The sequence below is a fragment of the Parabacteroides vesiculifaciens genome, assembly GCF_049860805.1.
Taxonomy (GTDB): domain Bacteria; phylum Bacteroidota; class Bacteroidia; order Bacteroidales; family Tannerellaceae; genus Parabacteroides.
On record NZ_CP187555.1, the window covers coordinates 1,503,869 to 1,521,867 of the forward strand.

The window sequence follows — 17,999 nt, forward strand, 5'->3', positions numbered from 1 at the left end:
TAACGATATGATAACACCCAATTGCCCCATCCCCTTTCCCGGTTCCGACTGCGTGCTGCTGGCACACGGCGGCGGCGGACGGCTCACACACGAACTTATCGGCAGCATCTTCTATCCCGCTTTCCGCAATCCCTTGTTGGAACAGGACCACGACGGATGTGTCTTCCCGGTGGAATCCGGACGGATGGCCTGTTCGACCGATTCGTTCGTGGTCGATCCGATCTTCTTTCCCGGCGGCGACATAGGCGACTTGGCGGTCAACGGGACCGTGAACGATCTCGCTTGCTGTGGCGCCCGACCGCTATACCTGACAGCCGGGTTCATTCTCGAAGAGGGGTTGCCCCTTGCCGACCTCCGGCGCATTGCCGGGTCGATGAAAGCGGCTGCCGACCGTGCCGGGGTACAGATTGTCGCCGGCGATACGAAAGTCGTCGGGCGGGGCAAATGCGACAAGCTGTTTATCAACACAAGCGGTATCGGCGTTGTTCCCGAAGGGGTCCGCATCGCTCCCGACAGGGCGCAGCCCGGTGATGTGGTGATCTGCAGCGGACCGATCGGCGTTCATGGCATCACGATCCTCTCTGCCCGTGAGAGCTTAGGTTTTGAAACCAATCTGGAAAGCGACACTGCCTCGTTAAACAATATGATTGGCCGGTTGTTGGAACAGATAGAGGAAGTCCATGTCCTACGCGATCCGACACGAGGCGGTATAAGCGGCACGTTGAACGAGATTGCACAGGCTGCCGGCGTCGAGATCGTCCTGGATGAAGCATCACTCCCTATTCCCGATGCCGTGCGCGGTGCTTCGGAGATCCTGGGGCTCGATCCGCTCTATATCGCCAACGAAGGATTGGTGCTGGTGATCCTGCCGGAAGAAAAGGCGGAACAGGCACTTTCCATTATGCAAAACTGTCCGGAAGGGAAGAATGCCACTATCATCGGCCGTATTCCGGAAAAGGGCAATGCTTTCGTTAAAATGAAAACGTTATATGGGAACTACCGGATTATCGATATGCTCAGTGGAGAGCAGTTACCGAGGATCTGCTGACAAGCCCTTCCGTAAGGGGCGACCTCACCGGTAAGGACGGAGTGACCTCCGAAATATGAATCATCTATAATTGACTAAGATATGGAACACAAAAGACCGTCTATCTACGAAGAATGCTTAGAGAAAGGCATCTCCCGCCGGGATTTCCTGAAATTCTGTACCACAGTTGCCGCTCTGATCGGACTCGAGTCCAGCGGTGTGGCACAGGTAGTAAAAGCATTGGAAACGAAGCCGCGCCTGCCGGTTATCTGGCTTCACTTGCAGGAATGCACCTGCTGTAGCGAATCGTTCATCCGCTCCTATCATCCTACGGTAGGCAACCTGCTGTTCGATAACATCTCGCTCGACTATACGGAAACACTGATGGCTGCCTCCGGCTTCCAGGCCGAAGCCTGCAAGGAGGAGACTATGAAGAAATACTGGGGCGAATATATCCTGATGATCGAAGGTTCCATCCCGACCAAAGACGAGGCCTATTGCTGCGTAGGCGGAAAGAGCGCGATGCAGATCGTCGAGGAATGTGCCGAAGGGGCGAAAGCCATCATCGCCTGGGGCAACTGCGCATCCGCCGGCTGCGTGCAGGCCGCCAACCCGAACCCGACCGGAGCGAAAGCCATCCACAAGCTGATCAAAGGCAAACCGCTGATGAACGTGCAGGGCTGCCCTCCTATCGCCGACGTGATGACGGGTGTAATCGTCTATATGCTGACGTACGACCGGATGCCGCAACTCGATGGGCTGGGACGTCCGAAGATGTTCTACAGCCGCCGTGTGCACGACACCTGTTACCGCCGCGCCAATTTCGATGCCGGCTTGTTTGTCGAAAGTTTCGACGACGAGAATGCAAAAAAAGGATACTGCCTGTATAAGGTCGGTTGCAAAGGACCGAATACTTATAATGCCTGCGGTATCATTAAATGGAACGAAAGCACCAGTTACCCGATTCAGAGCGGACATCCTTGTCTGGGCTGTAGTGAAGCGGGTTTCTGGGACATGAGCCCCTTCTACAAGCGGTTGCCCGACGTGCACGGTTTCGGTATCGAAGCGACTGCCGACCAGATCGGCCTGGCTGTCGGTGCTGCCACGGTTGCCGGTATCGCCGTGCATGCCGTAGCCACCAATATCCGCAAGAAAGAGTTGATCGACAACGACGAGCCCGAGAGCAAGTCGACCATCTAACTCATTTTCAATTATCAATTATCCATTTTAATTACTAAGAGCCATGTCTGAAAGAATAGTAGTAGATCCGCTTACCCGCATAGAAGGCCATCTCCGGATCGAGGCCGATATAGAGAATGGAAAGATCAAAGACGCATATAGCTCGGGCACGATGGTGCGCGGAATCGAAACGATCGTAAAAGACCGTGACCCGCGCGACGCCTGGGTGTTCGTGGGACGTGTCTGCGGGGTGTGCACCTCTATCCATTCGCTTTGCTCCGTGCGGGCGGTAGAGAATGCGTTCGATATCGTCATCCCGCCAAATGCGCAGATGGTGCGCAACATCATGACCGCCGTACTGTATATGCACGACCATGTCGTCCATTTTTACCAGTTGCACGCGCTCGACTGGGTGGATGTCGTATCTGCCCTCAAAGCCGATCCCGCCGAGGCTTCGCTGCTCGCCCAGAAACTGTCGCCCTGGCCGAAAAGCTCCACCGGCTACTTTACGGCGCTGAAAGAACGGCTCACGAAGTTCGTGGGGAGCGGGCAGCTTGGCATCTTTGCCAACGGTTACTGGGGACATCCGGCCTATAAGCTGACACCCGAACAGAACCTGATCGCCGTCGCCCACTACCTCGAAGCCCTCGAATGGCAAAAGGAGATAGTCAAGGTGCATGCCGTATTCGGTGGCAAGAACCCGCACCCGAACTACCTGGTGGGCGGTATGCCGTGCAGCATCGACCTGAACGAAGCCAACGCGATCAACACCGAACGCCTGGACCTCGTCAAACAGAAGTTACAGGAGGCAAAGACCTTTATCGACCAGGTCTATATCCCCGACCTGCTGATGATCGCCAACGTCTACAAGGATGAATGGAGCAAGCTGGGAGGCGGTGTGAAGAACTATCTCGCCTACGGTGACTTCCCGATGTACGAATACGGCGAGACGGACAACTACAAGATGCCGCGCGGGATCGTCCTCGACCGCGACTTGTCGAAAGTGCATCCTGTCGACGCCAACTCTCCCGAAGAAATAAAGGAGTATATCTATCACTCCTGGTATAACTACACGCAGGGCGATAAAGCCGGCCTGCACCCATATGACGGCGAGACGAACCTGAACTATACAGGTCCCCGTCCCCCTTACACCCACCTGAATGTCGATGACAAATACAGCTGGATCAAGACGCCGCGCTGGAAAGAGGAACCGATGGAAGTCGGTCCGCTTGCCCGCATGATCGTTGCCTATGCCGCCGGCAAGGAGCCTCAGAAGTCTCTGATCGACGACACGCTGAAGCAACTCGACCTGCCGGCCGAAGCCCTCTTTTCCACTCTCGGACGCACGGCTGCCCGCGGTCTGGAAACGAAACTCACGGCTGACTGGGCGCTCGAGTTCTACGACCGGTTGATCAAGAACCTCGAAAACGGCGACTCCCGCATGGTCAACCATTATATGTGGGAAAGCGAAGCCTGGCCGAAACATGCCCAGGGCGTCGGCCTGACAGAAGCGCCACGTGGTGCGCTGGCCCACTTTATCGTGATAGAAAACAACAGAGTGAAGAATTACCAGATGGTAGTACCGACTACCTGGAATGCCTCTCCACGTGACGAAACAGGCAAGCTGTCCGCCTACGAATCATCCCTGATCGGTACGCCGATACACGATCCGAAGCAACCGTTGGAGATCCTTCGTACGATCCACTCGTTCGACCCCTGTCTGGCATGTGCCGTGCACCTGTATGACGAAGAAGGGAAATATGTGCATCAAATGGATACGTTCTAAAAAAGCAGGTCAATGAAAAGTCGTAAGAAACGTTTAAGAGAAGTATATGTATGGGAACTTCCCGTGCGCGTCTACCACTGGCTGAATGCACTCTGTATCGTGATACTCTGCATCACCGGTTTCATCATCGCCGATCCGCCCGCCATCATGACAGAGACGGAGGCCAATTTCAGCTACTGGTTCGGCACGGTACGTTTCATCCATTTCGTGGCTGCATTCGTGTTCTTCTTCAACTTCGTGTTCCGCCTCTATTGGGGTTTCGTCGGGAACCGGTATGCACGCTGGAACAACTTCATCCCGTTGAAGAAGTCGCAGTGGAAGGAGATAATCGAGGTGATCAAGGTGGATATCCTGATGATCAAGAACAAGCCGGTGGACAGTATCGGGCATAATGCGTTGGCAAGCGTGATCTATTTCGCTACGTTCTGGGCCTTCCTGCTGCAATCCATTACAGGGTTCGGCCTCTATGCCAAAATGAGCGAGTCTATCTTCCCGCAACTGTTCGCCTGGACGATTCCCTTGATGGGCGGTGATTTGATGGCACGCGAGATTCATCATTTCCTTATGTGGTTCTTCATCCTTTTCGCCATCGTGCATGTTTATCTGGTATTCTACCATGATTATATCGAACAGCGCGGCGAAACGTCTTCCATCATCGGCGGTTGGAAGTTCATCGAAGAAGATATTGCAGACAAGGAAGAGGTGACGGAAAATGCAGAAGTAATCACTAAATCCGCCCGTAAGAATGAATAAGGATATATTGGTACTGGGTGTCGGCAACCTGCTGTTGAAAGACGAAGGCGTTGGCATCCACGTGATCCGCACCCTCGAAAAGGAGGAACTGCCATCCAACGTCTCCCTGATGGACGGAGGCACAGGCGGGCTGCATCTGATAAGCTGGATACAGGACTACGACCGGATCATTATGGTCGACGCAACGCTCGACAGCAACCCGCCGGGAACAGTCCGCCTGATACGCCCGCGCTATGCTACGGACTTCCCGCCTTTGATGAGTGCGCACGAAATCGGCCTTCGCGACATGATCGAAGCTATGATATTGACGGAGAAGCTCCCGGACATCCAACTGATCGTCGTCTCTGCCGAAGACATCAGCGAGGTCGGTATGGAGCTGACGCCGGTGGTTGAAGCAGCTGTCCCGAAAGTGGTGGAGATGATAAAGCAGATTATATAAAAGCACTTTATCCCCGTGCTTGCACGGAGATGCAAAAGAACCGGCCGTATAAACATCTAATTTATACGGCCGGTTCTTTTTTGTGATCCTGCGTCGAACTCTGCAACCATCTCGTTATCGATCTTCAACGTACTCCATCGTCCGGCAGGTCACTTTAGTTTAGTAATTCGATGTGAGGCAAATATACAAAAAAAGAGCTGCCCCTTAACAAGGAACAGCTCTTTTTAAATAATAATCTACTGATTAACTCTTCTTCAATACATTCGTCAGATCTTCCGGGGTTACGTTGGCGGCAATAATAACACCCTTGTCGTCAATCAGGAAGTTACGGAATCCCTTCTGCAGGTTATACTTCCCAAACAATTCTGACTTTCTGCCGAGTCCTTCGTGAAATTGCATCGTGCCTACCAGTTTGTCGGCCTTTACCGTTTCGGTAAAGATGGATTCTTTCTCGTCCAAAGAGATCGAATACATCGCAATCTTGTCTGAACTCAACTTGTTAACTTCATTCCATAATTGAACGTTACGGGCCCGCGATTCAGCATCGTAAGCTGCCCAGAAATTCAGCAATGTGTAACGTCCTGAATGATTTTGGAAACTAAAATTGCTTTCGTTTCCTAAAGACTCTATTCTCGGGGCAAGGTCGCCAGGGTTAATACCGACTGTCGGCTTTGCGTTTTTAGTTCCGGCAGACACTGCAAACAGTGCAACCGCAACAAAGAGAACATAAGCTCTTACTTTCATATCATCATTTTTATGTTAAACTTAATCGGAGTATCGTTTAATAACTTTTTCCTCCGACTCCTGATTTTCAGGAAGTAAACAAGGGCTTCACCTTCGCTAAGGAATCGCTTTCTTGTTCTTAACGGTTGCAAATATACAGGCAAAAGCCCTATCCCGCCAAATGATATAACACTTTTCGATCAAAAAGCAAGATTTTTTATATGTTTTATTGCATAACAAGGACGAAAACAGTATGTTTTGCAGCATATCATTAATGTTATTTCACATATACTCATCAGTTCATATGCCAAAGCTTATTGTCTCTTTTTCCAAAATACCCATCTTCACTGCTTTTCCTTTCTTACACAACTTTTGGGAAGCATACTTTTCCAGCGGCCATTCTCGCCTATACCTTATTATTAGAAGGTACGTTATTTATAGTCGAAGAATTAGAAGTTTATCATGGAAGAGACCTTACGGGAAAGCAACAAATTTATCCGTACTAACGTGAATCAGAAAGAATAGCAATTAGTCAAATAAAAGCGAAGACTTTTCCTGTCCGCCAGGAAAAGTCTTCGCTCTTAATATCTGCAACCGGCCTTCCGGATTTATTTACCACTGTAAGGTGAAGGCATCGGCATGCCTTCCTTTATATATTCGTCATATACAACAGTCGGATGATCCTGTGGAGATGCGACATTATATTCCTCTTTAAAGTTATCACGGCGGAAATTCTTTAATTTCAGATTTTCCGAACTATAAGTACGCAAAGTTTGCCTTTTATTCCCGGTTAAGGAACTTTCCACCACTTCCGAATCCAAAATATTCATTTTAGGCGTAAGAGCTGGTAAAAGCTTTTGCTCAAGTAAACCGCGATAAGCTCCGATATATTCACACCAGACTGCATTTCCACGAGTAAAAATACGATACGTGTAATTAGACCATGCAGTCCGGATATGGATTTCATGCTGCCAGATTTCAATACAAGCTTCCGATTCGTAGTTCGGATCTTTGATTGTTACCCGCTCCAGCCCGTGCATTTTTTCCAGGACTTTCGTTTGCCATTTGTCTGAATGCATTATTTCTGCAATAATATCAGGCAATTTTTCCTTAATTTCAAACTGAATCTTCATCTTCGTGTGCCTGCCAGTCAGGACTTCTTAAGGTTGCCAGGTTCTGTTATTAATATAATGTCTCTTAATAAGAAACAATAAATACGCGTGGTTTGTTTACAAAACAATCGTTTTTTGCACATATCTCGTGTATCTTTGTTTCACAATAAAATATTATGCCATCATTACGAGGCAAATTGACCACCAATAAACGTCTATTTGTAACTTTCGTAAAGATAATAGTAAAATATTATTTTACAAAGTAAATTTCTTTTTTGATGTTCTATTTTTATTGATAACCGGAATCTCGGAATTTGATTTTAAATATTATCTTTGCGAAATATAATTATAATCAAATGATTTTAGGGTAAAGTTAAATATATGGATAATGTTAGCTTATGGAACTCATACTAATTATAGAAACAATAATCTGCATCATTCTTTTATTGCTTTTGGTCAGAAGTAACAGAAAGCAAGCCTCATATAAAGCCCGGGAAGCCAAGATTATTGATTCACAACAGTTCTGCCTGAACATATTGGACAATCTCCCTTTCCCCGTATTTGTCAAAGACATCAATAACAATTTCAGATACAGACTTTGGAACAAAGAAGCTGAAAAAAAATCCGGAACAAAGCGGGAAGATATTTTAGGGCTCTCCGATTTTGAAATATATGGTGAAGAACGCGGTCTCAAATATCGTCAAATAGATGAACAACTGGTGAAAAGTAAAGTCGAATACCAAGCAGAGGACGATTATATTACGCCTGACGGGACGGTTCACAATACGATCGTAAACAAATCTGTTGTAACGCTGGGAAATAATAACTGGCTTTTAGTTGTCCGCTGGGACATCACGCAGATAAAAGAGTATGAAAAAGAACTGATTCAGGCTAAAGAAAAGCTGGAAGATGCTATAAAAAACCAAAACCTGGTACTGAATAGCATCAACTTCGGGCTTGTTTTTGTCGATAAAAACTACGTCGTTCAATGGGAATCGACAGCCAGCTTACATGAAATCGCCAAAGGACGGCATTATAGTGCCGGAAAAGTCTGCTACCAGACAGTGATGGGGCGTGGGGCACCTTGTTTGCAATGTGCTTTAAGTGAAACGATAGAAACAGGAAAACCAGTGCGCCATGAGGTGACCGAAAAAGATGCAGTCATCGAAATAAGCGCTATCCCGGTCTATACAAACACCGGAGAGATACAAGGCGGTCTGATGAAGATAGAGGATATATCGGATAAAAAACGCATCGAGCGTCTACAATACGAAGTAAAAAAGGCAGATGAAGCCAACCGCTTGAAATCAGCCTTTTTGGCAAATATGAGTCATGAAATCCGTACACCATTAAATGCAATCATCGGTTTCTCCAACCTATTGGTCGAGACGGACAATCCGGAAGAAAGAAAAGAATTTGTCCACATCATCACCGCTAACAACGAACTATTATTACAGTTGATCAACGATATTATCGATATGTCCAAAATAGAATCCGGAACCCTTGACTTTATCTATTCCGATACGGATATCAACCAACTGCTGGAGGATCTTTGCCAGCAAATGAAAATGAAAAACACAAAGCCGGATTCTGTAGAAATCGAATTTGTACAAAAGCAACCGGAATGTATTATCAATACCGACAGTAACCGTATTTTGCAAGTCATGATCAATTTCATGACTAATGCTATGAAATTTACCGAACAAGGCAGCATCACCTTCGGTTATGAAAAATCCGAAAAAGACATATACTTTTTTGTTAAAGATACTGGAATCGGAATTCCGGCAGATAAGAAAGATCAGATATTCGACCGCTTCGTCAAATTGAACACTTTCGCGCAGGGGACAGGGCTGGGGCTGCCTATTTGTGCCATGATTGTCGACAAATTCGGGGGGACGATCGGTGTAGATTCCCGGGAAGGTGAAGGATCGACTTTCTGGTTCCGTTTACCCCTCTGAAATAAATCCGATTTTTTTTATACTTTTGCCTGTATTAATAGGATTAGTCAATGTTTAAATATTTTGTTGTATTTGCGGGAGCCTCTTTACTTGCAATATCTTTGCCGGTAAAGGCTCAGGAGCAACGCGATATTGTCGCACTCTCCTCTGAAGAAATAACGACTCCTTCAGATACCGTGCCTCGAAAGGAGGTTGTCACTGTAGACGGTGTGGAATTGAACGAAAAGCAGTTGAAACGCTACTATCGCCAGTTGCGTAAAGATTCCATCCGGGCTCACAAAAATATATGGTGGTCCGTGCTCGGTGGGCCTTCCTATACGCCGGAAGCCTCGTTCGGAGTGGGCGGTGCCGTCCTTGCCAGCTTTCGAATTAATAAACAGGACACGGTTTCCCAACGTTCTTTCCTGCCTGCCGGTTTGAATCTGTCTATAAACGGGACCATTGTTGTTGCAGGCGCCGGGACGTTTTTCTTCAATGAGAACCGTTTCCGCATCTACATGAACTACGGTTATCGGAACGAGCCTTCACACTATTACGGCAAAGGATTTGAAAAAGCTGAGAATCTGGAAAGGAGCGATTCCACTACCCGGTTCCATAGGAGCTATTTCCAATTGTATCCGCGATTTGTATGGGAAGTCCGTCCGCACTTCTATTTGGGAGGCCTGTTCGACCTGAACTATACAAAAGTTTCGGATGTTAACCCGGTGATGGAAGAAGATCCTTATTTTCAAAAGTTCAAAAGAAAATACTTCAATGTCGGCATTGGTGGACTCATCCAATATGACACACGCGACGATGTGGCAACACCTACACGTGGTATGTTGTTAGGGGCTAATTTCAAACTGTTCGGTAAATATCTGGGAGGTGCTTATAACTATGAGATCTTAGAACTTGAATACCGGCAATTTAAAAACGTATTCCGCCCGCGCAGTACACTTGCCTGGATTGCTAAAAGCCAGATCGGTTTAAGGGACGTTCCTTTTACGGAACTCCCGACTTTCGGCTCTCCTTTCGACCTTCGCGGTTACTATATGGGTAAATACCGGGATAAATCGATGGCTTACGGAATCGTTGAATACCGTCATATGTTCGGCTCCCCGGCAAAATATAAAAGTGGGAACTTCTGGGCAAAATGCGGTTTCGTAGCATGGGTCGGTACCGGAACGATCGGTGAGACTCCTTTTGACTGGGACAAATGGAAATTGAATTTCGGAGCCGGTCTCCGGTTTCAGATGCAGCCGGGGAAGAACTTCAGGCTGGATATAGGCAAGGAACCCGGACAACCGGGTATGCAAGTCTATATGAACATGACAGAGGCTTTTTAAGAAGGAATTACATTCATACAAAAGAGAAAAGGTGAAAGTTCATTTGCATAGCAAGTCGAGCTTTCACCTTTTTTATTCTATGTTCCCTTTGATCAAAATGACATTCGCATCATAAAACGAACACCTTTCGTTTGGATGCCAGGATGATCGCGATAGTTCAAACGCCATACATAATCGAGACGGAGGAACTTAAATATGTTTTCAATACCGACGCTTGCTTCCATATAAGGAGCTTTTCCAAACGTATAAGAGCCGTCAGGGAAAAGATACAAGCCGTCTCCCCCATTCATGGGATTATTTTTCTCCGTCAGATGCCCCCACATACCACGGAAGCAAAACACCTCTCTCCATTTCAACTTCTTGATGAGCGGCAAGCGGTTCAACAGGTTTCCGTTCATGTAATACGTCAAATCCCAGGATGCATACTCATCACTGATGAATTCCATCGCATTCATATTCGTATATGATTCCGGTTGGATCGTATAAGAAAGGTTGGCATTCGGCAGGATCAGCAACGGATAAGGAACCTTGTTCCATACTTTCCCAGCTTTCGTGATAAGATCGATATAGCCGAAAGCCGAGAACCAGAAACGCTTCTGAATACCGATATCCGTACGTTGATAATCGTACGACGAACCTAACAAATCTTTCTTTGCCATCACATGGCTGAAGTTGAAGATCAGCGCATCGAACGTAATCGGATAGCGAAGGTTACGCGTCTGGTAGAACTTTTCATCCTTGGCATAACGGAACTTCAATTCCAACTCCGTCATATCATAACTCTTAACCGGGCTGATCGTGCCATCCGGTCCGATCCGGTCGAACACGGCATATTCGGTTGCATATTCACGACGGTTGCGGACGACAGCTCCGTAAGCCAGACCATTATAATGTTCGTGATAGTAAGTCAGTTCGGCCTGCCGTAAATAAGTAGCCCGCGTATCTTTCTGGCGTTTCCAGGCCAGGAACATATTATCCTTGCTGGCGTACATATATTGCTGTCCCAACTGGTTGATATCGTACATATATTCCAGGCGGATTGAGTTTAGCGGAAACTCCTTACGATATTCCTTACGATCGTTGAATGAATACTCGACAAGAGCATCATATTTCAGCTTTTCGTCTTTCGTACCGTACGCCATATAGCCGTCAAAGAAAAGGTTTTTACTAAATGCAGTCGTCGTAGTTCCTCCCACACGGAAACGGGCTCCTTCGATCGCATTACCACTGATTGTCGTATTCATGGGGCCGAACTCGAACTTGCTTTTAAGCGGATCCTTATTGGTCGGGATATATCCGGAGACAAGGATCGAAACAACTTTTTCCGTTATATAGAAGATCGGAACGGAACGGAATTTAGCCATCAGCTTCTCTACCGAATTCGGATTCTTCTTAATCGCCTCTTCCGGCCGGTTGCTTGTCCAGAAATCCTCCGATTGCTGATAAGCATCCTTTAGCGTGATGACAGGTGCGCTCTCTTTGAACACAAGCGCGCGTTCGGCATCGGGTTCGTCAAACGAATGGTTGCTGTAGATATTCAAGCGCCGCGCATACATGCCTTTTGATTTCTCGCTCAATTTGAAATTGACATTGATATCGTCTTTCGTAATGATCCGCGTACTGTCGGGCGTACGTTCAAACGTTTGCTCGATCGTCATTCCGGATACAAAGTTCAGGTTGATATCCTTAGGCACATTCAGGATCGCTTTCTGTACAAAGAATGTAGAATCGAGCGTAACAAACAGATGCCCGGTGAAACCGAATGTCTCCGAATTAAAAGGGACAAATCCCAGATCCACACATTTCTGTCCGTTTACATTCAACGTATCGAGCAAATAATACTTGTAATAATTCGGTCCGATAGTAGAGAGCGGGCTGACAAACCGCTGCAAGAACAAAGGAATGTCATTCTTAAAAATATCGACTTCCCGGAAAACCTCATTCAAGAACTGCTGGATACCATCACGCGAGAAGATTTCATCCACGCCGGATGATTTATTCCCTTTTACAAGACGCTTCTCCGACTTCGGCTCTTTACGATAGTAGACCGATTCGACTTTTTCCTTTTCCGAAACCGGAAGAATAGTCGTACCGACATCGAGCGTATCAATAAAATCGACCAGGAAATCGAATTTACCCGGTTTTCCGTTCTTCTTAGGTTTAGGATGATAATCATTCATCGCAAACACCATCTTCTCATACTGATCGTATTGGAAATAGTCGTGGTTACGCGGATCGTTACTCTCCCGTGAGGCAATGACCTGCTTTACAAACTTGACAGCCGGATTTTCTTTCTTGCTGTATTTCTCCTTCTTTGGTTTAACGACAACTTCATTCAAGGCGATTCCGTTCGGAGCCAATTTTATTTTCAGATTATTCGTTTTACCCGGAATGATTTTAACCTCTTTCGTATCATATCCGAGATAAGACACCTCCAGGTTTTTGACATCGGTCGATGCGGAGAATGAAAAATTACCATCCCCGTCTGTTGCCGTGCCTATTGTCGTTCCTTTAAATATAATAGAAACGTAGGGTAATCCTTCCCCTGTAATCGAATCGGTTACGATTCCTTTTATGATCGTATTCTGTCCGTTTGCCATGCATGCCATAAACAAGGATGCCAGCAAAAAAACAATCTTCTTCCCCATCACAATTCCTTATCCTTTTATTTTTACTTTATCCCTAATTAAACCGCTGCAAAAGTATAACAGATTCTTTTTACAGAGTGTTCCAAAACACGCACATAATATTCCAATTATAAAAAATCTTCCTACCTTTGTCCTCCGAAAGGGGTGCCATACTGTTAACGGGCTGAGATTATACCCTCATGAACCTGATGCGGGTAATGCCGCCGTAGGAAACAACAGACAAGGCTTTTTCCCTCCTTTTATATGTAGAAATGAAAAGAAACACGATGTTCCGCTATCCGGTGGCACTTACTATAGCCGGTTCAGACAGCGGCGGCGGTGCCGGCATTCAAGCGGATCTGAAAACATTTTCGGCTTTAGGAGTCTTCGGAGCCTCTGCCATCACATCGATCACAGCCCAGAACACACAGGGTGTAAGAGGAATACAAGCTATTTCCCCGGAGATTGTCGAAGGACAGATTCATGCCGTATTTGAAGACCTGACAGTCGACGCCGTCAAGATCGGGATGCTGCATAACCGGGAAGCAGCCCGGATCGTAGCCCGTTCGATCGATCGTTTCTCCCCGTCGAAAATCATCCTCGATCCGGTCATGATCTCCACCAGCGGCAGCAAGCTGATGGAAGACGAAGCAATCGAAGTCATCATAAAAGAGCTTTTCCACCGCGTCACATTGATCACTCCGAATATAGACGAAGCGGCTTTCCTTTCCGGCATACCGATATGCAACGAGGAAGATATGGAAATAGCCGCACAGAAACTGTTGGCTTTGGGATGCCGTTCCGTACTGATGAAAGGCGGACATCTGGAAGGCAAAGAAATGGCCGATATCCTGTTTACACGCGATGAAGCCCCGCTCCGGCTGGCAGTTCCGACCATTCATACCCTGAACACACATGGCACAGGTTGCACGCTCTCGTCGGCCATTGCCGCCTATATGGCATTAGGGAAAGAACTGCCGGATGCCGTACGTTCGGCAAAAAACTATATAACGGCAGCCCTCGATGCCGGAGCCGATGTAAAGACCGGGCATGGACACGGGCCTCTCAACCATTTCTTCAATCCGGTCCCACTTATAAAAATAAAAGGATGAAAAGGCTGATCGTAATTACTACGCCCTACTTTTTCCGGGGAGAAAGTGTCGTACTGACGCATCTTTTCGAGGAAGGAATGCAACGTCTTCACTTGCGCAAACCGGATGGCGATGCTGATGAATTACGCAGATTACTGGATAAGGTTCCGGCCATCCATTATCCGAAAATCGTGCTTCATGATTGTTTCGGACTGGCAGCGGATTATGGCTTGGGAGGCGTGCATCTGAACAAACGCAGCCATCAGGCGCCGGCGGGTTTTACGGGCACAATCAGCCGTTCTTGTCATTCCGTCGGAGAACTCGAACAGTTCCGGACACTCGACTATCTGTTTCTCAGTCCTATTTTCCAGAGTATATCGAAAGAGGGTTACGGGAATGGCTTTGAAATGGAAACACTCCGCGAGGCGTCAGATGCCGGAATTATCAATGACAAAGTCATAGCCTTAGGAGGCATAGACCTGACAACTCTTCCGTTTCTGCGTCCTTTCCGTTTCGGGGGAGCAGCCGTATTGGGAGCACTTTGGGGAGATCGTCCTTCGGCAGACAGACTGGATTCTATTATTAAACAATATAAAAAGCTACAAGTATGGAATTAGATGATTTTTTATATATGAGTGCAGGCAGAGGAAGGTATGCCTGCTTCACTGGTACGAACCGGTTGATGTTCATCACACATCGTACGGACAAATACACAGAGTTGGATGAAGTCAAAATGGTGACCAAAGGCGGTTGCACTTGGGTCCAACTCCGCATGAAAGAGAATTTGAACCTGGAAGTCGCCAAGGCAGTCTCGCATTTTACGCTGTTTAACTGCGAAACGGATTGTGTCTGCTGCTTGGACGACGACCTGGAAATGGCCTTCAAAGCCGGCATCCACTGCGTTCATTTAGGGAAGAACGACACGCCAGTCTCCGAAGCCTGGCGCCGCATTATCGAGAGAGGGCAAGCAGACCTCTTCCTGGTCGGGGCGACGGCCAACACGTTCGAAGATATCCTGAAGGCAGACCGGGAAGGAGCCTCCTATATCGGCCTGGGCCCCTATCGTTACACCGAAACGAAAAAGAACCTGAGCCCCGTATTGGGATTGGAAGGATATCAAAAAATCATGGAACAATATAGGGAAGCAGGACTCGAAATTCCTATCTTTGCCATCGGAGGGATCGAGTTTGAAGACATTGCCCCGCTGATGGAGACAGGAATAGAAGGTATCGCCGTTTCCGGAGCGATCATCAATGCAGAAGATCCGGTGGAAGAAACACGCCGTTTCATCCGGGAGATCAACAAACATAAACCGGACCCTTGCAGAGACGATTCTGAACTATAAAAAATAAATAATATAACTATGGCAAGTAAAAACAAAATACGCATCACGTATCCTTCTTCAGAAAAGGTCTATGTACGCGGTAAAATCCACAAAATAAGCGTAGGTATGCGGAAGATCAAAATCCTGGATACCGTCACGCGCAATGAAAAGGACGAGCTGATATATAAGAAGAACAATCCCGTAATCGTGTATGATACCAGCGGACCGTATTCAGACCCGAAAATCAAAATCAATACGCAAAACGGCATTCCCCGCATACGTGAATCCTGGTACGCGGGACGCAAGGACCTGATACGCTTGAAGGAGCTGACCTCCGACTACGGCCGCCAGCGTTTGGCCGATCCCTCGTTGGACAGCATCCGCTTTCCGAAAAAGCATCTGCCCTATCGGGCGAAAGCCGGTAAAAACATCACCCAGATGTATTACGCCAAACGGCGCATCATCACTCCGGAAATGGAATATGTCGCCATCCGCGAAAACCAGCAGATCGAGGCATTGGGGCTGAAATCATATATCACCCCCGAATTTGTCCGTAAGGAAATTGCCGCCGGGCGTGCCATCATCCCCGCCAATATCAACCATCCGGAAGCCGAACCGATGATTATCGGCCGGAAATTCTTAGTGAAGATCAATACCAACATCGGTAACTCCGCCCTCTCGTCCGGTATCGAAGAAGAGATCGAAAAGGCCGTTTGGAGCTGCAAATGGGGAGGCGACACGCTGATGGACCTTTCTACGGGCGACAATATCCATGAAACCCGCGAATGGATCATCCGCAACTGCCCGGTGCCGATGGGAACGGTTCCGATCTACCAGGCGTTGGAAAAAGTGGACGGAAAGATTGAAGATCTGAGTTGGGAAATCTATCGTGACACACTGATCGAACAGGCCGAACAGGGTGTCGACTATTTCACCATCCATGCCGGTTTGTTGAAGAAGCATATCGAACTGACACAGACGCGCTTGACAGGCATCGTCTCACGCGGAGGTTCAATCATGGCCAAGTGGATGCAGCTCCATAACGAAGAGAATTTCCTGTACACGCATTTCACCGAAATCTGCAAGATACTGAAAATGTATGATATTGCCGTCTCGATCGGCGACGGCCTCCGTCCCGGCTCCATTTACGATGCGAACGATGCCGCCCAGTTTGCCGAGCTGCATACGATGGGCGAACTGGCACAGATCGCCTGGGGCCAGTTCGTGCAGGTTATCATCGAAGGCCCGGGCCATGTCCCGATGAACAAGATACAGGAGAACATGAAGGAACAGCAATATGCCTGCCATAACGCCCCGTTCTACACCTTAGGCCCGCTGACAACCGATATAGCTCCGGGTTACGACCATATCACATCGGCTATCGGCGCCGCCCAGATTGCCTGGCAAGGCACGGCGATGATCTGTTATGTCACCCCGAAGGAACATCTGGGCCTGCCGAACAAGGAAGACGTCCGCACGGGTGTTCTCGCCTATAAGATTGCCGCCCACGCCGCCGACCTGGCCAAAGGGCATCCCGGCGCACAGGTCCGCGACAATGCTTTGAGCAAAGCCCGTTTCGAATTCCGCTGGAGAGACCAGTTCAACTTGTCGCTCGACCCGGAACGCGCACTGCAATATTACAACGACAGTGCCGTGATGGACGGCGAATACTGTACGATGTGCGGTCCTAACTTCTGCGCCATGCGGTTGAACAAGGATTTGCATAAGGAGAGTTGTGATAAATAGGAATCATTCCTCTTTTTCGGCAAGGATATATACACGATGTGTCTTATATCCTTGCCTTTGTACCAGCTTTTCTTCCTCAAACTTCTTGAAATCGCTTTTCGCCACATAATAGGTACAACCCACAAACCTTTGATAATCCGTCAGGTTGATAAAACGGTGCATGTCCAGATAAGCCATCAGCTTTGCTCGACGTCCCTCATAATCAAACTTCGACACATTCGTACGCTTCACCTTCTGAGGTTGGCTTTTCCGTACCTGTTCTTTCAGTTTTTTCGAGCAACGGAAGTTCACGCCATCCACCCGCACTTTATACATTTCCTCTCCTTTCTCGTTCATCCCGTCTTTAAAAGTCTTCAAAGCCGGCGAGAAAAAGCCCAATCCCTCCAGCTCTACGCAGGAACCATACGACAGTTCCCGTCCGACATATTTCGATAAAGCATCCAACACCCCTTTGATATCGGCCGAGTTGACCGAACAGCATTCATTGATGAACGAGCAGATCTCATCCAACTTCTTTGTTTCCCGGCTGATTAGCCGGGCATAGGCTTTCTTTGCGGCATTGCCTTTTTTGTTTTCCGCCGGCATCTGGTAAATACCGAATTGCACTCTTCCCATCCTTACTTTCGTGTTTTATTAATTACCAACTCCCATAAACTTCCCGTTTCCATCCCATGCATCCGCTGTTTTCATCCCATGTATCCGCAAAAAGATGCAAGTGTAATTTGTTCTCTACGTCGCCGGGCATATTCCCGACGTCGTCGTATATATTTTCGGCAACGACGTATATTTACACGACGTCGTCGAAAACAAATTACATTTGCATCAAATGTACGATATATAAGGAGGAAAAACAAGAGAATCAAGGAGGAATGTCTCATTTTAAGCAATAAAAACAAAAGGATTGCTTAA

The 17,999-nt window shown here is 47.6% G+C and carries 15 protein-coding genes; 11 read left to right on the plus strand and 4 right to left on the minus strand.

The window, feature by feature from the left end:
• Nucleotides 1–7: 7 nt before the first annotated feature.
• From hypE to ACPYIV_RS06100, 5 genes are all read left to right on the plus strand, one after another.
• Nucleotides 8–1,048 (plus strand): hydrogenase expression/formation protein HypE, encoded by a 1,041-nt coding sequence (gene hypE, locus ACPYIV_RS06080; RefSeq protein WP_425886144.1) that lies wholly within the window; start codon nucleotides 8–10, stop codon nucleotides 1,046–1,048.
• Between the two features lie 81 nt (nucleotides 1,049–1,129).
• Nucleotides 1,130–2,227, plus strand: coding sequence for a hydrogenase small subunit (locus tag ACPYIV_RS06085; protein WP_301704529.1), 1,098 nt, complete (start codon nucleotides 1,130–1,132; stop codon nucleotides 2,225–2,227).
• A gap of 43 nt (nucleotides 2,228–2,270) precedes the next feature.
• The gene (locus tag ACPYIV_RS06090) at nucleotides 2,271–3,992 is read left to right on the plus strand and encodes a nickel-dependent hydrogenase large subunit (protein WP_293733724.1); all 1,722 of its coding nucleotides are present in this window, start codon (nucleotides 2,271–2,273) and stop codon (nucleotides 3,990–3,992) included.
• A gap of 12 nt (nucleotides 3,993–4,004) precedes the next feature.
• Nucleotides 4,005–4,745 carry a Ni/Fe-hydrogenase, b-type cytochrome subunit gene (gene cybH / locus ACPYIV_RS06095; RefSeq protein ID WP_300761616.1) on the plus strand — a complete coding sequence of 247 codons (741 nt, stop codon included), beginning with the start codon at nucleotides 4,005–4,007 and terminating at the stop codon, nucleotides 4,743–4,745.
• Nucleotides 4,738–5,184, plus strand: coding sequence for a hydrogenase maturation protease (locus tag ACPYIV_RS06100; protein WP_293733722.1), 447 nt, complete (start codon nucleotides 4,738–4,740; stop codon nucleotides 5,182–5,184). Before cybH ends, ACPYIV_RS06100 begins: the two co-directional genes overlap by 8 nt.
• A gap of 243 nt (nucleotides 5,185–5,427) precedes the next feature.
• On the opposite strand, the gene ACPYIV_RS06105 is transcribed toward ACPYIV_RS06100, so the two are convergent.
• Both ACPYIV_RS06105 and ACPYIV_RS06110 read right to left on the minus strand, forming a co-directional pair.
• Nucleotides 5,428–5,928 carry a thioredoxin-like domain-containing protein gene (locus ACPYIV_RS06105; RefSeq protein WP_425886146.1) on the minus strand — a complete coding sequence of 167 codons (501 nt, stop codon included), beginning with the start codon at nucleotides 5,926–5,928 and terminating at the stop codon, nucleotides 5,428–5,430.
• A gap of 587 nt (nucleotides 5,929–6,515) precedes the next feature.
• Nucleotides 6,516–7,040 (minus strand): hypothetical protein, encoded by a 525-nt coding sequence (locus ACPYIV_RS06110; RefSeq protein WP_293733720.1) that lies wholly within the window; start codon nucleotides 7,038–7,040, stop codon nucleotides 6,516–6,518.
• Between the two features lie 377 nt (nucleotides 7,041–7,417).
• Between ACPYIV_RS06110 and ACPYIV_RS06115 the strand changes: the two genes are divergently transcribed.
• Both ACPYIV_RS06115 and ACPYIV_RS06120 read left to right on the plus strand, forming a co-directional pair.
• Complete coding sequence (locus tag ACPYIV_RS06115; protein ID WP_425886147.1) at nucleotides 7,418–8,977, plus strand: PAS domain-containing sensor histidine kinase; 1,560 nt, start codon at nucleotides 7,418–7,420, stop codon at nucleotides 8,975–8,977.
• A gap of 50 nt (nucleotides 8,978–9,027) precedes the next feature.
• Nucleotides 9,028–10,302, plus strand: a complete 1,275-nt coding sequence (locus tag ACPYIV_RS06120) for a BamA/TamA family outer membrane protein (RefSeq protein ID WP_425886148.1) — start codon at nucleotides 9,028–9,030, stop codon at nucleotides 10,300–10,302.
• 92 nt (nucleotides 10,303–10,394) lie between these two features.
• Here the strand turns inward: ACPYIV_RS06120 and ACPYIV_RS06125 are convergent, their stop codons facing one another.
• On the minus strand, nucleotides 10,395–12,950 hold the full coding sequence (locus ACPYIV_RS06125; RefSeq protein WP_425886149.1) for a DUF5686 family protein: 2,556 nt from the start codon (nucleotides 12,948–12,950) through the stop codon (nucleotides 10,395–10,397).
• A gap of 251 nt (nucleotides 12,951–13,201) precedes the next feature.
• On the opposite strand from ACPYIV_RS06125, the gene thiD reads away from it, so the two are divergent.
• From thiD to thiC, 4 genes are read left to right on the plus strand one after another with little or no spacing between them, the layout of a single operon-like run.
• A complete protein-coding gene (gene thiD / locus ACPYIV_RS06130) occupies nucleotides 13,202–14,041 on the plus strand; it encodes a bifunctional hydroxymethylpyrimidine kinase/phosphomethylpyrimidine kinase (protein ID WP_425886150.1) in 840 nt (279 codons plus the stop codon).
• Complete coding sequence (locus tag ACPYIV_RS06135) at nucleotides 14,038–14,637, plus strand: thiamine phosphate synthase (protein WP_425886151.1); 600 nt, start codon at nucleotides 14,038–14,040, stop codon at nucleotides 14,635–14,637. Before thiD ends, ACPYIV_RS06135 begins: the two co-directional genes overlap by 4 nt.
• A complete protein-coding gene (locus ACPYIV_RS06140; RefSeq protein ID WP_293733715.1) occupies nucleotides 14,628–15,365 on the plus strand; it encodes a thiamine phosphate synthase in 738 nt (245 codons plus the stop codon). Before ACPYIV_RS06135 ends, ACPYIV_RS06140 begins: the two co-directional genes overlap by 10 nt.
• Before the next feature lie 18 nt (nucleotides 15,366–15,383).
• On the plus strand, nucleotides 15,384–17,090 hold the full coding sequence (thiC, locus tag ACPYIV_RS06145) for a phosphomethylpyrimidine synthase ThiC (protein ID WP_299361587.1): 1,707 nt from the start codon (nucleotides 15,384–15,386) through the stop codon (nucleotides 17,088–17,090).
• A gap of 3 nt (nucleotides 17,091–17,093) precedes the next feature.
• Here the strand turns inward: thiC and ACPYIV_RS06150 are convergent, their stop codons facing one another.
• Nucleotides 17,094–17,705 (minus strand): HU family DNA-binding protein, encoded by a 612-nt coding sequence (locus tag ACPYIV_RS06150; protein ID WP_293733713.1) that lies wholly within the window; start codon nucleotides 17,703–17,705, stop codon nucleotides 17,094–17,096.
• Nucleotides 17,706–17,999 lie beyond the last annotated feature (294 nt).